Annotated in this window: 12 protein-coding genes; 4 read left to right on the top strand and 8 right to left on the bottom strand. The window is 70.8% G+C overall.

Features of this window, described 5'->3' with window-relative positions; genetic code table 11:
• Positions 1-5: 5 nt before the first annotated feature.
• The 5 genes from IW249_RS09700 to IW249_RS09680 form a co-directional block, all read right to left on the bottom strand.
• The gene (locus IW249_RS09700; RefSeq protein WP_196920429.1) at positions 6-1,019 is read right to left on the bottom strand and encodes a C40 family peptidase; all 1,014 of its coding nucleotides are present in this window, start codon (positions 1,017-1,019) and stop codon (positions 6-8) included.
• A gap of 167 nt (positions 1,020-1,186) precedes the next feature.
• Positions 1,187-2,188 (bottom strand): hemolysin family protein, encoded by a 1,002-nt coding sequence (locus IW249_RS09695; RefSeq protein ID WP_112586035.1) that lies wholly within the window; start codon positions 2,186-2,188, stop codon positions 1,187-1,189.
• Positions 2,181-3,506 carry a hemolysin family protein gene (locus IW249_RS09690; RefSeq protein ID WP_231392466.1) on the bottom strand — a complete coding sequence of 442 codons (1,326 nt, stop codon included), beginning with the start codon at positions 3,504-3,506 and terminating at the stop codon, positions 2,181-2,183. Before IW249_RS09690 ends, IW249_RS09695 begins: the two co-directional genes overlap by 8 nt.
• A 104-nt stretch (positions 3,507-3,610) precedes the next feature.
• Positions 3,611-5,809: a (Fe-S)-binding protein gene (locus tag IW249_RS09685; RefSeq protein WP_196924713.1), complete on the bottom strand. Its 2,199-nt coding sequence runs from the start codon at positions 5,807-5,809 to the stop codon at positions 3,611-3,613.
• Positions 5,810-6,015: 206 nt separating this feature from the next.
• Positions 6,016-6,282: a cell division protein CrgA gene (locus IW249_RS09680; protein ID WP_196920428.1), complete on the bottom strand. Its 267-nt coding sequence runs from the start codon at positions 6,280-6,282 to the stop codon at positions 6,016-6,018.
• 221 nt (positions 6,283-6,503) lie between these two features.
• On the opposite strand from IW249_RS09680, the gene IW249_RS09675 reads away from it, so the two are divergent.
• From IW249_RS09675 to IW249_RS09660, 4 genes are read left to right on the top strand one after another with little or no spacing between them, the layout of a single operon-like run.
• Positions 6,504-7,304 carry a DUF881 domain-containing protein gene (locus IW249_RS09675; RefSeq protein ID WP_196920427.1) on the top strand — a complete coding sequence of 267 codons (801 nt, stop codon included), beginning with the start codon at positions 6,504-6,506 and terminating at the stop codon, positions 7,302-7,304.
• Positions 7,301-8,995 carry a class E sortase gene (locus tag IW249_RS09670; RefSeq protein WP_196920426.1) on the top strand — a complete coding sequence of 565 codons (1,695 nt, stop codon included), beginning with the start codon at positions 7,301-7,303 and terminating at the stop codon, positions 8,993-8,995. Before IW249_RS09675 ends, IW249_RS09670 begins: the two co-directional genes overlap by 4 nt.
• A 4-nt stretch (positions 8,996-8,999) precedes the next feature.
• Positions 9,000-9,281 carry a hypothetical protein gene (locus IW249_RS09665; protein WP_196920425.1) on the top strand — a complete coding sequence of 94 codons (282 nt, stop codon included), beginning with the start codon at positions 9,000-9,002 and terminating at the stop codon, positions 9,279-9,281.
• A gap of 2 nt (positions 9,282-9,283) precedes the next feature.
• On the top strand, positions 9,284-9,934 hold the full coding sequence (locus IW249_RS09660; protein ID WP_196920424.1) for an aminodeoxychorismate/anthranilate synthase component II: 651 nt from the start codon (positions 9,284-9,286) through the stop codon (positions 9,932-9,934).
• Positions 9,935-9,983: 49 nt separating this feature from the next.
• On the opposite strand, the gene IW249_RS09655 is transcribed toward IW249_RS09660, so the two are convergent.
• Genes IW249_RS09655 through IW249_RS09645 form a run of 3 tightly spaced genes read right to left on the bottom strand, consistent with a single transcriptional unit; the run spans position 9,984 to position 13,919 of the window.
• Positions 9,984-10,679: a SanA/YdcF family protein gene (locus IW249_RS09655; protein ID WP_196920423.1), complete on the bottom strand. Its 696-nt coding sequence runs from the start codon at positions 10,677-10,679 to the stop codon at positions 9,984-9,986.
• Between the two features lie 19 nt (positions 10,680-10,698).
• Positions 10,699-12,513 (bottom strand): Stk1 family PASTA domain-containing Ser/Thr kinase, encoded by a 1,815-nt coding sequence (gene pknB, locus IW249_RS09650; RefSeq protein WP_196920422.1) that lies wholly within the window; start codon positions 12,511-12,513, stop codon positions 10,699-10,701.
• Positions 12,510-13,919 (bottom strand): serine/threonine-protein kinase, encoded by a 1,410-nt coding sequence (locus tag IW249_RS09645; protein WP_196920421.1) that lies wholly within the window; start codon positions 13,917-13,919, stop codon positions 12,510-12,512. The genes pknB and IW249_RS09645 overlap by 4 nt, the downstream gene beginning before the upstream one ends.
• Position 13,920: the final 1 nt, after the last annotated feature.

Below are 13,920 nucleotides of genomic sequence, written 5' to 3'. Positions count from 1 at the left end.
GTGGATCAGCCGGGTCTACGGAACCCGGCGACAGGCATGGTGTTGATGCTGGACACCTGCACCGGCTTGCCGGCACGTGGCGCGTGCACCATCTGGTTGTTGCCCAGATACAGCCCGACATGACTCAGGCCGGAGAAGAAGAAGACCAGGTCACCGGGGCGGGCATCGCCCCGCGAGATGGCCTTGCCCTCGTTCCACTGGTCACCGGTGTGGTGGGTGAGGTAGATCCCGGCCGCCTTGTAGGCGTACTGGGTCAGCCCCGAGCAGTCGAACGAGTTCGGGCCGGTGGCACCCCAGACGTACGGCTTGCCGACCTTGCCGCAGGCGGTCTTGATCGCGGTGCGGGCCGCCGCGCTGACCACTCCATTGATGGTCGGGCAGGCCGCGGTCACCACGGTGGTCTTCGGCATCGACGCCTCGAGCTTCTTGATCTCGCCGTCGATCTGCTTCTTCTTCGCCGCCAGGTCGTTCTGCTGCTTGGTCTGGGTGACGATCAGCGCGTCCAGCTTCTGCTTCTCGCCGTCGTACTTGGCCCGCACTGCCAGCACACCCTCGACCTCCTTGCGCTCCTGCGAAGCGAGCCGGTCGAGGATGGTGAGCTGCTCGGTGAGCGTGTCCGGCTTGGCACTGACCAGCAGCGCGCCGATGTCGTGCGACGGGCCGGAGATGTAGTAGCGGGAGGCGAGGTCGCCCACCCGGTTGAGCGCCAGCTCGCTCTGCAGCGCCAGCGGCTCGATCTTCTTCTGCAGGTTCGCCGACTTCTGTCGGTTGACCTTCAGCTGCGCCCGGACCTTGTTGTACTGCTCGATGGTGGGCTCCAACTGCTCCCACTTCTTGTCGATCTGCGCCTCGATCTCGTCGACCGAGGGCGCGGCGTGTGCCGGCGCGGCCAGAAGACCGGCACCGACCGCCGCAGCGGCGACCAGGACCAGCACCCGGTGCGCGGCGCGACGCAGACCACCAGAGCGAGCAGACGCGTTCAGGTCGTGACGATGAGGGGGCATGGTTGCCACCGGCACCGACTCCTTTGCAACCGACCGCCGGGCGCCTCGCGTGAGGGAAGGGCCGAGGCAGACGACCCACAGCGGTCGGTGCCCCACATTAGGGAAGCTCGGGGCGGTAATCAAGGCGAGCGCGGTAACCATCACTGTCGTGCAACAGCTTGCACACCAAGGGTATTGGTCCATCACCCAACGATTGCGGTCAATACATCGTCAAGAGTGACCACACCGAGAGGCCGACGCCCGTCGCTGACCAGCACCATGTGCCGCCGTTCGCGACGCATGGCCAGCAACAGATCGGCCAGCGTACGCTCCGGCGGCACCACCGCCAGCGGACGGTAGACGTCGGCCGGCACCGGGGACCGACGGCCCTGCCCCGCATACCCGAGCACGTCCTTGACGTGCACGAAGCCGAGCACCCGACGGGTGGACCGCTGCACCACCGGGAACCGGGACCGGCCGGTCCGGGTCGCCAGCACCTCCAGTGACGCCGGTGAGACGTCCTCGGCCACCGTCACCACCGTCGACCACGGTTGCAGCGCGTCCGCCGCCGTCCGCGCGTGCAGGGCCAGCGCGCCCGTGATCCGCGCGTGCTGCTCCGCGTCGAGCAGTCCCTCGGTCCGCGCCTGGGAGACCAGCCCGGCCAACTCCTCGGCGGTGAACACCGTCTTCACCGACTCGGACGCCTCGATCCGCCAGAACGCGAGCACCCGTCGGGCCGCCCATTTCATCGCGAGCAACAACGGTTTGGTGGCCACACAGAACGCCAGCATCGCCGGGCCGAGCCAGAGCGCGGAGACCTCCGGTCCGGCCAGCGTGATGTTCTTCGGCACCATTTCACCGACGACCGTGTGCAGGAAGACCACCACGCCCAGCGCCAGCACGAACGCCACCGGGTGCACCGCCCGCTCTGGCAGACCCACCGCGTGGAACGGCGGCTCCAGCAGGTGAGCCAGCGCCGGTTCGGCGATCGCGCCCAGACCCAACGAGCAGACAGTGATGCCGAGCTGCGCACCGGCGATCATCAGCGGGATCTGGTTCATCGCCGACAACGCCCAGCGGGCGCGTTTCGACCCGGCGGCCAGCGGCTCGATCACCGTCCGGCGGGACGCGATGAGCGCGAACTCGCTGCCCACGAAGAACCCGTTGCCGAGCAGCAGCACCACTGTCACCAGCAGCTCAGTCATCGTCGTCCGGATCCGCCGGGCGCAGCACCCGGACCTGCTCGATCCGGTGCCGCTCCACCTCAACCACTGTGAACTCCCAGCCGTCCGTCTCGACCGTCTCGCCGGCGAGCGGGATGTGCCCGAGCTGCGCCATCAGGAACCCGGCCAACGTCTCGTACGGCCCCTCGGGCAGCCGGAAGCCGGTCTGCTCGGCCAACTCGTCGGAGCGGAGCACCCCGTCGACCAGGACGGTGCGCTCACCGCCCGGCACTGTCAGCTCGGCCGACCCGTGGTCGTCGACGCTCGCCGGATCGAACTCGTCGGCGATCTCGCCGACCAACTCCTCGACGAGGTCCTCGACGGTCACCACGCCGTCCGTGCCGCCGTACTCGTCGACCACGATGGCCAGGTCGGCCCCGGCCGCCTTCAGCGCGGCCAGGACACCGTCCAGGTTCAGGCTCTCCGGCACGTACACCGGTTCGCGGGCCACCGAGCCGACAGTCGTCGACGCCCGGCCGGCCAGCGGCACCCCCAACGCGTCGGGCACCGCGGCAACCCCGGTCACCAGGTCCAGGGTCTCCTCGTACACGGGGAAGCGGGTCCGCCCGGTCCGCCGCGACTCCTCCAGCAGCTCGGCCACCGTGGCCGTGGCGCGCAGCGCTACCACGTCCACCCTGGGGGTCATCGCCTCCGCTGCCCGCTTGTCACCGAAGCGGATGGTGCGACGCAGCAGCATCGCGGTGTCAGTGGGCAGCGCGCCGGCCCGCGCCGAGATGCCCGCCAGCAGTCCCAGCTCCTCCGGCGAGCGGGCGCTGGCCAACTCCTCCTGCGGCTCCACGCCGAGCGCCCGGACCAGTCGGTTCGCCGAGCCGTTCAACCCTCGGATCACCCAGCCGAACGTCCGGGAGAAGGTGTGCATCGGGCCGGCCGTGGCCAGCGCCGCCGGCATGGGCCGGGCCAGCGCAGCGTTCTTCGGCACCAACTCGCCGAAGAGCATGGATATCAGCGTGGCCAGCGCCAACGCCAGGAACGGGGTGACCCGCTCGGTGCTGTCTCCGGCCAGCGGGCGCAACAGCGGGGTGAAGAGACGAGCCAGGGCCGGCTCGGCCAGGTAGCCGGTGAGCAGCGCGGTGATGGTGATGCCGAGCTGTGCGCCGGAGAGCTGGAAGGAGAGTTCGCGCAACGCGGTGCGTACCGTCAGGGCGGCCTGGTCGCCCGCGGCGGCCCGCCGGTCGATCTCCGCCCGGTCGACAGTGACCAGGGCGAACTCGGCCGCGACGAAGAACGCGTTGCCCGCGGTCAGGGCTACGAAGCCGACCAGGGGCAACAGCGTCGTCAAGAGTAGGCCGTCGATGTCGCCTCACCTCGGCGAGATTCTTGCACGACGGCGGCGGCCCCTGAGGGCCGCCGCCGTCGATGAAAAGATCCCAGGGGTACGCGGTCTCAGCCGCCGACCGGCGCGGTCTCCTTGCCGCCCTGCGGCTGCTCGGGCTTGACCGAACGGAGCAGCACGCTCGCCACGTCGATCACCTCGACCTGTTCGCCGGCGCCCTTGCCGTTGACCCCGTCGTTGAGCATCGTCGAGCAGAACGGGCAGCCGACCGCTACCGTCTTCGCCCCGGTGGCCATGGCCTCCTCGACCCGGTCCACGTTGATCCGCTTGCCGATCTTCTCTTCCATCCACATCCGGGCGCCGCCAGCACCGCAGCAGAAGGAGCGCTCGCTGTTCCGTGGCATCTCGGTCAGGTCGCCTTCGATGGCGTCACCGAGGACCTCACGGGGGGCCGCGAAGATCCGGTTGTGCCGACCCAGGTAGCAGGGGTCGTGGTAGGTGACGCCGCCGTCGACCGGCTGCACCGGCGTGAGCTTGCCCGTGGCGACCAGGTGCGCGAGCAGTTGGGTGTGGTGGACCACCTCGAACTCGCCGCCGAGCTGGCCGTACTCGTTGCCCAGGGTGTTGAAGCAGTGCGGGCAGGTCGCGACGATCTTGCGCTTGGCCTTGTCCCGGCCCTCGAACGCCTCGTTCAGCGTCTCCACGTTCTGCTGGGCGAGCATCTGGAAGACGAACTCGTTGCCGATCCGTCGCGCCGGGTCGCCGGAGCAGGTTTCGCCCTCGCCCAGGATCGCGAACTTCACGCCCGCCTCGTTGAGCAGCGTGGCCACCGCGCGGGTGGTCTTCTTGGCCCGGTCCTCGAACGCGCCGGCGCAACCGACCCAGAACAGGTACTCGAAGTCGTCCACCTCGCCGACCCGGGGAACCTCGAAGTCCAGGCCCTTGGTCCAGTCCTCGCGGGTGTTCTGCGGGGCGCCCCACGGGTTGCCCTTGTTCTCCAGGTTGCGCAGCATCACCCCGGCCTCCGAGGGGAAGCTCGACTCGATCAGCACCTGGTAGCGGCGCATGTCGACGATGTGGTCGACGTGTTCGATGTCCACCGGGCACTGCTCGACGCAGGCGCCGCAGGTGGTGCAGGACCAGAGCACGTCCGGGTCGATGACACCGCCCTCCTCGGCGGTGCCGATCAACGGCTTGTCGGCCTCGGCGAGGGCCAGCACGTCCAGGTGGGCGAGCTGCGCCTGGGTGGCCTTCTCCTCGCCGGTCAGGTCCTTGCCGCCGCCGGCCAGGAGGTAGGGCGCCTTGGCGTACGCGTGGTCGCGCAGGCTCAGCACCAGCAGCTTCGGCGACAGCGGCTTGCCGGTGTTCCAGGCCGGGCACTGCGACTGGCAGCGACCGCACTCGGTGCAGGTGCTGAAGTCCAGGAGGCCCTTCCAGCTGAACTGCTCGACGTGGGCGACGCCGAACTGGTCCTTCTCCGGGTCCGCCTCCTCGAAGTCGAGCGGCTTGCCCTGGCTGGTCATCGGGCGCAGCGCGCCGAGGCCGGAGCCGGCCGGCTTGGCCGGCTCACGCTTGAAGAAGATGTTGGGGAACGCCAGGAAGCGGTGCCAGGCGACACCCATCGTGACGTTCAGGGAGATGACGATCAGCCACGTCATCGAAATAATGATCTTGATGGCTGCGGCGACGCTGACGCCGTCCGCCCAGTCGGGCAGCACCGCACCGACCGCGTGGCTGACCGGGGTGGCCCAGAACGGGAACTCGAAGTGGTCGGTGGCGACCTTGAAGCCTCGGATCACGAAGCCGAAGATCAGGACCAGCAGCACGATCCACTCGACGAAGTAGCCCTGCCACATTGTCGAGCCGGTGAAGCGGGACCGCCCGCCGGGGCGGGTCGGCCGGTTGCGCAGCCGGATCGCCATCAGCACCAGGATGCCGACCAGACCCAGCACCCCGATGATCTCGGTGACCAGGCCGAAGATCGTCCAGTGCCCGATGATCGGCAGACCGCCGTCGGTGGTGACCACCTCGAAGTACGCCTCGAGCACCAGCAGCGACAGCACGACGAAGCCGACCATCACGAACCAGTGCGCGGCGCCCACCACGCCCCACTTGAGCATCCGGGTGTGGCCGGCCGTCTCCACCAGCATCGTCCTGGCGCGGGCGACCTTGTCGGTGAACCGCTCCGGCGCGGGTTGCCCGAGCCGGATGACTGCCACCATCTTCAGGACCGCACGCACCGCAAGCCACACCGCCACAGCGGTGATGGCGGCCGCGAGGATCGTGGTGACGATCTGGACGCTGCCCATCGAGTTGGCCTCCCCGGTCTGCTGCCTGATGACCTCGCTCTGCTCGGTCATGCAATGCAGCCTACGCGAAGGTTACCCAGCGGTAACGTGAGTCATCTCGCAGTAGGCCGCGCTGCCTGCGCACACCATAGGGGGCCCCACCCGATCCTGCCGGGCAGGGGCTCGACGGGGTGACGTGTGACCGCCGACGCGGCGGTCTGCTCGGATCAGCGCCAGCGGGAGAGCAGAGCCAGCGAGGCGACCATCGCACCGAAGCCGACGGCGAGGTTCCAGTAACCCCACGCCATGACCGGGTACTCCTGCTCGGACAGGTAGTAGAGCACCAGCCAGCCGATGCCGACGACGATCAAGGCGACCGCGGTGACCGGCAACCACACCGGGCTAGGCTTGCGCGACGACGACGCCGTCGTCGTCGGACGAACGTCCGTCGGCGGGGTGTACACCTTCTTCTTACGGACCTGAGACTTGGGCACGGCGCTCTCCAGAGGGGTGACGACCTCGTCCGGCCTGACAACCGGGCGCGGGGGCGACGGTCCATGGCCAATAATGTTCGAGAGCTAGCGTAGTCCCGATTGCCCGCCCGGACCACGAATGGGGTCAGGCAGGTGCACGGAGTGACCGAAAGAGGCGGGACTGTTCGCATCACCGGCCCGGCCGGCACGAACCGATCCCCGACACGCGGAAGGAACGCTCGGTGGAGTACACATCCGGCGCAACCTCCTGGCAGAAGGTCCTCCGACGGGCCGCCGCCGGGCTGCTGCCCCGGCGACCGCGTCAACGCCGTCCGGGCTGGTCGATCGGGGTGCCCCTGATCGCCGCGGCGGCCGGCTTGCTCTTCACCACCACCGCGACCACAGCGGGCGGCACCGCGCTCCGGGAGGACCGGCGACCCCAGCTCAACCAGCTCATCGAGGACCGACGCGAGCAGGTGGCCGCCAGCGAACGGCGCGCCGCCACGCTGCGCGGCGAGGTCGAGCAGCGGACCAACACGCTGGCCGGCTCGGACGTCCCGATCAAGGATCAGCAGAATCGCGCCCGGGGCAGCCTCCAGGACGCCGGGTTCACCGCCCTCGCCGGGTCCGGGGTCACCGTCGAACTGAACGACGCCCCACAGCTCGACCAGACACAGTCGGACGCCAGCAACGACGACCTGGTGGTGCATCAGGGGGACGTGCAGGCGGTGGTCAACGCACTCTGGGCCGGCGGCGCCGAGGCCATGTCAATCATGAACGTCCGCGTGCTCAGCACCAGCGCGGTACGCTGCGTCGGTAACACCCTGCTACTCCACGGCCGGGTGTACTCCCCACCGTTCAAGATCGTAGCAATCGGCGATCCCGCTGCCCTCCAGCAGGCACTCGCCAGCTCTCAGGGAGTCCGGTTGTTCAAGGACGCGGTCGACGACTACCAGCTCGGCTACAACGAGACGGTCTCCACGGTGCGAGTTCCCGCATTCGAGGATTCCACCGCTCTGCGCTCGGCTACGGTGCCCAAGTGAGCGGGCCGGACGAGCGTCGCGACGGGCGACACCGGGACCAGACCGACGAGCCGACCGCCTTCCTGCCCAAGTTCGACAGGCCCGAGTCGACCCCCGGCCGACCTGCCCCGGCCGGCAACTGGCCCGAGCCGGTGCTGCACCCACCGCGAGCCGAGCAGCCGACGCGGCCGAGCGCCACTCGACCCGAGCCGACCGAGACCCCGGGCCGCCCGGGCGTCGAAGCGCCGCCGCCCTGGCCGGGCGCCGCAACTGCCGGGCAAAGCCCGCACGGCGGCGCCGGGGTTCCCCCCGCGACCACCCCCGGCCGTCCGACCGCCACCAACCAGGGGCCGATTCGGCCCGCTGTCCCCGGCAACGCCCCGACCCGACCCCCCGCGCCCAGCGCCGCGTCCACCCGACCGACCACGCCCAGCGCCGCCCCGACGCGACCGCCGACCACCGGCAACCCACCGGGTGCCGCGCCGAGCCGGCCGTCGACGGCCGGCAGCCCACCGGGTGCCGCGCCGACCCGACCCGCCGCGGCCGGCGGCATGCCGACCCGGCCGACGGCCTCCGGTGACCCCAGCCGGCCGGTCTCCTCCGGCCCCTCGACGCCGCCGCTGGCCGACTCGCCGACCGCGTACATTCCGCAGGTCACCGCCCGGCCCGCCCGGCCCGCCGGCTCCCCGGTCTCCCCGGCCGCCCCCGACCGTGTCGCAGCGGCCGGGCCGAGCCGCGTTCCGCCGACCGGGCCGAGTCGGGTCCCGCCAAGCGCTGGAGGGAACCCCCTCGCGGACCCGGCCGCCACCGCGCTGATTCCGGCAGTGCCCGCCACACCCGCCACCAGGCCGCCGACAATGGACTCGACCGCGTTGATGGGTGCCGTCCCCCGCACGGCGGTACCCGACGAGCCGACCGGCGGCAACCCGGCCGACCCTCCCCAACCCCGGCGCGGCGAGCGGGTGGTCCAACTCCGGCCCGAGCAGACCGGCGAGGGCTACAAGAGTGTCTACTCCGAGCTCACCCGCCCGTCGTTCGGCTCGCGCCTACGTACCGGTGTCCGGGTCACCGGCGAGGTCCTGATCACCTTCGGCCTGGTGGTCCTGCTCTTCGCCGGCTACGAGGTCTGGGGCAAGTCGGCCATCGTCGACGCCCACCAGAACGACCTCAACAACGAGCTGGCTCAGGCGTGGGGCCCCACCGACGACCCCACTGTCGCCCCGTCGGTGGGCCCGAGCGTCAAACCCTCCCCACCGGTACGCGGCAAGCCGCTCGCGGGCCTCTACATCCCCAAGCTCGACAAGAACTGGGTCGTCGTCGAGGGGGTCACCCAGCAGGACATCCGCTTCGCCCCCGGCCACTACCCGACCAGCGCGCTCCCCGGTCAGGTCGGCAACTTCTCCGTCGCCGGCCACCGCAACCGGGCCACCTTCTGGCGACTCGACGAGCTGGACGAGGGCGACCCGATCGTGGTCGAGAGCAAGACCGACTGGTACGTCTACCGGGTATCGCAGTCCCGCATCGTCCGGCCGACCCAGGTCGAGGTGGTGGCGCCGGTGCCCGGCGAGCCGGACAAGAAGGCGACCAAGCGGATGCTCACCCTCACCACGTGCAACCCGAAGTTCGACAACTACCAGCGGCTGATCATCCACGCCGAACTCGACCGCACCCAACCCAAGTCCGCTGGCCGCCCGGCGGAGCTGGGAGGCTGACCCGATGTACGCGTTCATCTGGCGCAAGCTGCCGTTCGGTGTGATCGGGAAGCTGACCGGCTCGGTGCTGCTGGTCGCCACCACTGTGGCCCTGCTCTGGTACGTCGCCTTCCCGTGGGCCGAGCCCCTGCTGCCCTTCGACGACGTGCAGGTCGAGTCCGGCGTACCCGCCGAGACTGGTGGCGGCGGCGACCCGGTGACCGGGGAGACCCCGGCCGGCGACGAGCACGAACTCCCGTACGACACTGACCAGAACAACCCCGCGCCTCCCTCCCCGAGCAGGTGACCATGCGCGTCCTGGTGATCGACAACTACGACTCGTTCGTCTTCAACCTGGTGCAGTACCTGGGCCAACTCGGCGTGGACTGCGAGGTCCGCCGCAACGACGAGATCGACGTCGCCGAGGTGGGCACTGTCGGCGCGGACGGCGTCCTGCTCTCACCCGGGCCGGGCAGCCCGGACCGGGCCGGCATCTGCCTGGACGTCATCCGGGAGTACGCGGGCCAGCTGCCGATCTTCGGTGTCTGCCTCGGCCACCAGGCCATCGGTGAGGCGTTCGGGGCGACAGTGACGCGCGCCCCGGAGCTGCTGCACGGAAAGACCTCCGAGGTACGGCACCACTCGGTCGGCGTACTCGCCGGCCTGCCCGACCCGTTCACCGCCACCCGGTACCACTCCCTCGCGGTGCTGCCCGAGACCCTCCCGGACGAGCTGGAGGTCACCGGCTGGACCGGCTCCGGCGTGGTGATGGCGATGCGGCACCGGACGCTGCCCATCGAGGGCGTCCAGTTCCACCCGGAGTCGGTGCTCACCGAGGGCGGTCACCTGATGCTGGCCAACTGGCTGGCCAGTTGCGGTCACCCCGACGCGCTGGAGCGCGCTCCCGCGCTGGCCGCCGAGGTCGACGCCCGTCGTCGCGCGGCCTTCGCCACCACCTGACCGGCGAGACGTCAGGGCCCGGTCACCGGATCGTCGGGTGCCGCGCGGGTCAGCCCCGCAGCGCGTTCTGGATCGCGGGAACCGCTGGCGAACGCACCGCTGGCGGCCGGCCGCGTACGGCGTCCCAGGCCGCCTTGCCACTGGCGAAGTAGTCCCGCGCCGACTTCTCGGCGAGCAGGGCGGCACTACAACCGTCGCAGCGGGCGGTCACCCCGTCGACGTCCAGGCCGAGATGCCGGCACAGCGTCACCGCCCGGGACAGGTGGTAGGACTGGGTGACGATCAGGGCCCGCTCGACGCCGTACACCTCGCGGGCTCTCGCGCAACTGTCGTAGGTGTCCAGGCCGAACGGGTCGGCCACCACCCGACGCCTGTCGACACCGCGCTCGGCAAGGTACGTCGTCATCACCGTCGGCTCGTCGCCGGACGCGCCCCCACCGTCGCCTGACACGAGGACAACAGTGGCCCGCCCGTTGGCCACCAACTCGGCGGCGGTGTCCAGGCGGCCGGCGAGACGGTCACCCGGCCGCTGCCGATCGGCCGCCACCTCGGTGCCGAGCACGATCACCACGTCGGTGGCCGGCGCGTCGGTGGCGTCGTACAGGTGGCCGCGTGCCGCGAGGGTCGTCCACAGCCACGGGGAACTGGCGAGCACCAGCAGGACGAGGCCTGCGAGGGCCAGCCAGCGGAGGCGTCGAGGCCACCGCCGTACCGCCCCGACCGGGGACGATTCGGACTCGGTCATGCCGATGCCCGCGGGTGGCCTAGTCCTGGGGCCGGCTCGGCGGGGGCGGGAACGGCAGACCGATGCCGCCCCCGTTGCCGGGAGTTGTCGGCGTGCCCGTCGGCGTGACCGTCGGCGTCACGGTGGGCGTCGGGTCGGTCTCCGGCTCGGGCTGACTTACCTCAATGGTCACCCTCGTGCCGGTCGGCTTCTTCTCCTTGCCGTTCGGGTTCTGATCGGTGACCTTTCCAGCCTGGGCGGCCGGCACCTCCGGCCCGTCCTCCGGGACGACCGTGAATCCGGCGTTCCGGAGGACGCGGGTGGCCTCCTCCTGGCTCAACCCGACGACGTCCGGTACCTCGCGGACCTTGCCGTTCGAGACCGTGAGTGTGATCTTCGTGTTCTCGGGGACGCTCTCACCCTCGGGAGGTTCGACCTTGAGAACCTCGTCCTCGCTCGCCTCGTCGTTCACCGTCCTGATTTCGTACTTGAGCTTCGCCTCGGTGAGCCGGGCGATGGCGCTCTCCCGCTTGCTGCCCTTGAGCCCAGCCGGAACGCGTACCTCGGGCACGCCGCCACAGACCTGAATGGTGACCGTGCCGTTCTGCTCCAACTGGCTGGCCGCCGCCGGATCCTGGTTGACGACGTTGCCCTTCGTGCAGTCGCTCGCCAGCACCGGGTCACCCACCTGCGGCGAAAACCCAGCGTTGCGAATCTCGGCTATCGCGGCGGCCTGGTTCTTGCCGGTGAGGGTGGGCACCGACTTCAGGTCCTTGCCCTGCATGTTCCAGAGCAGGGCGGCGACCAGGGCGATCACCGCCAGCACACCGACCGCGCTGAACATCGCGATCAGCCAGGAGGACGCCTTGCGCTGACGCGGATCGCCCACCCGGGCCGGGATCTGCCCGGTCTGCGGCCCACGGCCGGGAGCCGGATAGCCGCCCCCACCGCCGGCCGGGGCCATCGCCACCGTCTCCGCCTCGCGCAGCACCGGAGTGGCCAGCACGGGCCGGCCGGCGGCGGCGCGGAGCAGGTCGGCACGCATCTCGCCGGCGCTCTGGTAGCGGTTGAGCGGGTTCTTCGACAGCGCCTTGAGCACGATCGCGTCGACGGCTGGGGTGACGTCCGGGTTGATGTCGCTCGGCGTGGGCGGCGTCTCCCGTACGTGCTGGTAGGCAACGCTGACCGGGCTGTCCCCGACGAACGGCGGGTGCCCGCAGACCAGCTCGAAGAGCACGCAACCGGCCGCGTACACGTCGGAGCGGGCGTCGACGGCCTCGCCGCGTGCCTGCTCCGGTGAAAGGTATTGGGCCGTGCCGATGACCGCGCTGGTCTGGGTCATTGTGGTCGCACCGCTGGCCAGCGCCCGGGCGATGCCGAAGTCCATCACCTTGACCTGGCCGGTCTGGGTGAGCATCACGTTGCCGGGCTTGATGTCCCGGTGGATGATCCCGTGCCGGTGGCTGAACTCCAGGGCGGCGCACATGTCGGCGCAGATCTCCAGCGCACGGCGCGGTTGCAGTCGCCCCTCGGCGCCGAGGACCTCCTTCAAGGTCCGCCCGTTCACGAACTCCATGACGATGAACGGCAGCGTCTCACCGGTCGGCGCGGTCTCCTCGCCGGTGTCGTAGACCGCCACGATGGCCGGGTGGTTGAGCGAGGCGGCGTTCTGCGCCTCCCGACGGAACCGCATCTGGAACGTCGCGTCCCGGGCGAGGTCGGTGCGGAGCATCTTGATCGCGACGTCCCGACCGAGCCGGAGGTCGCGACCACGGTGCACCTCGGCCATGCCGCCATAGCCGAGCAGCTCGCCGACCTGGTACCTGCCACCGAGCAGGCGGGCCTGCGCTGTCATCGCGTCTGTCGTCCTTCGCTCGTCGTCGTCCCGCCGTTGCCCGGCTGGAGTCGTACCTCTCGACGGTACGACGTCCGGGTCGGATCGTCGCGTCGGTCGAGTCGTAGCGCGCCGGACGCCACGGTGCGCGGCGTCAGCCCGGCGGATACACCGGACTGCGACTGCTTCCGTAGGTTGTAGGAAATCACGCCGGAGCAGAGCAGGACCAGCACGGCCAGCAGGATGGCGAGGAGCACCATTCCGGGCCGGGACCGCTGGGGCTGGGGTGCCGGCGTCGCCGGGCTGGCCGGTCGCGCGTACGCGGGCGGGTGTTCCTGCCGGGGCGGCCCGGACGGCACCGCTGCCGCACCTCGTGGGTAGCCGTTCGGTGCGCCCTGCGGCCGGGCGGGCTGGACGGCCGGCGCGACGGCGGTGGGGCGTGGCTGTTGGGCGGGTGCGACAGCGGTCGGCCTCGCTCCGGCCACCGGCGGGCGGGCAGTCGGCGGACGCATCTGGTGTGCCTGCGGCACCTGGGCCCGGCCGGGTGCGGCGGGTGAGGCGGGCGCCGCGGAGACCGGCCCGGAGTTGCCGCCGGCCCGAGCCTGCTGGGAGAGCGCGGCCTTGAGCTGACGGGCGACCCCGGCGAGTGCGGCGGCGCTCGGCCAGCGGGCTGCCGGGTCCTTTGCCAACGCCCGTTCGACCAGGGCGCGTACCTGCGGAGGGATGTCGGCCGGCAGTGGCCGGGGCGTCTCCCGGACGTGCCGCATCGCGATGTCGAGGGGGTTGTCGCCCTCGAACGGTCGTCGACCGGCCAGGCACTGGTAGGCGACCACGCCGAGGGCGTACACGTCGGACGCCGGGGTGGCCACGCCGCCGGTGGCCTGCTCCGGCGAGATGTACGAGGCGGTGCCGAGCACCGAACCGGCGGCGGTGAGCTGGCCGACCATGTCGGAGCGGGCGATGCCGAAGTCGGTGAGCACCAGCGTGCCGTTCGGCCGGACCAGCAGGTTGCCCGGCTTCACGTCGCGGTGCACGATGCCCTTCTCGTGCGCGGCGTGCAGTGCGTCGGCGGCCTGCGCGACGAGGGCCATCGTCCGCGCCGGGGTGAGCCGGCCGACCCGGCTCAACGTGGACGACAGGGCGTCACCCTCGACGTACTCCATTACCAGGAAGGCGATTTGCTGGTCGTTGCCGAAGTCGTAGACGTCCACCACGCCGGGATGGTTGATGGTGGCCATGGTGCGGGCCTCGCCGCGGAACCGCTCACCGAAGTCCGGGTCGTCGAGCAGGGCGGGGAGCAGGCTCTTCACGGCTACCGTCCGGCCGAGCACCTGGTCGGTGCCGCGCCACACGTCGCCCATGCCGCCGCTGGCGATCCGCTCGTCGAGACGGTAGCGGTTGCCGAGCTGCACACCGGGGCTGAGCATG

The sequence above is a fragment of the Micromonospora vinacea genome, assembly GCF_015751785.1.
In the GTDB taxonomy this organism is placed as follows: Bacteria; Actinomycetota; Actinomycetes; order Mycobacteriales; family Micromonosporaceae; genus Micromonospora; species Micromonospora vinacea.
The sequence above is the reverse complement of the archived record's forward strand: the minus strand, read 5'-3'. Positions and strand labels throughout refer to the sequence as shown.

Excerpts from the sequence above, each read along its gene's own strand:
- IW249_RS09695 (WP_112586035.1), bottom strand. The coding sequence starts at position 2,188 with ATGACTGAGCTGCTGGTGACAGTGGTGCTGCTGCTCGGCAACGGGTTC.
- IW249_RS09685 (WP_196924713.1), bottom strand. The coding sequence starts at position 5,809 with ATGGGCAGCGTCCAGATCGTCACCACGATCCTCGCGGCCGCCATCACC.
- IW249_RS09665 (WP_196920425.1), top strand. The coding sequence starts at position 9,000 with ATGTACGCGTTCATCTGGCGCAAGCTGCCGTTCGGTGTGATCGGGAAG.
- IW249_RS09660 (WP_196920424.1), top strand. The coding sequence starts at position 9,284 with ATGCGCGTCCTGGTGATCGACAACTACGACTCGTTCGTCTTCAACCTG.
- IW249_RS09655 (WP_196920423.1), bottom strand. The coding sequence starts at position 10,679 with ATGACCGAGTCCGAATCGTCCCCGGTCGGGGCGGTACGGCGGTGGCCT.
- pknB (WP_196920422.1), bottom strand. The coding sequence starts at position 12,513 with ATGACAGCGCAGGCCCGCCTGCTCGGTGGCAGGTACCAGGTCGGCGAG.
- IW249_RS09645 (WP_196920421.1), bottom strand. The coding sequence starts at position 13,919 with ATGCTCAGCCCCGGTGTGCAGCTCGGCAACCGCTACCGTCTCGACGAG.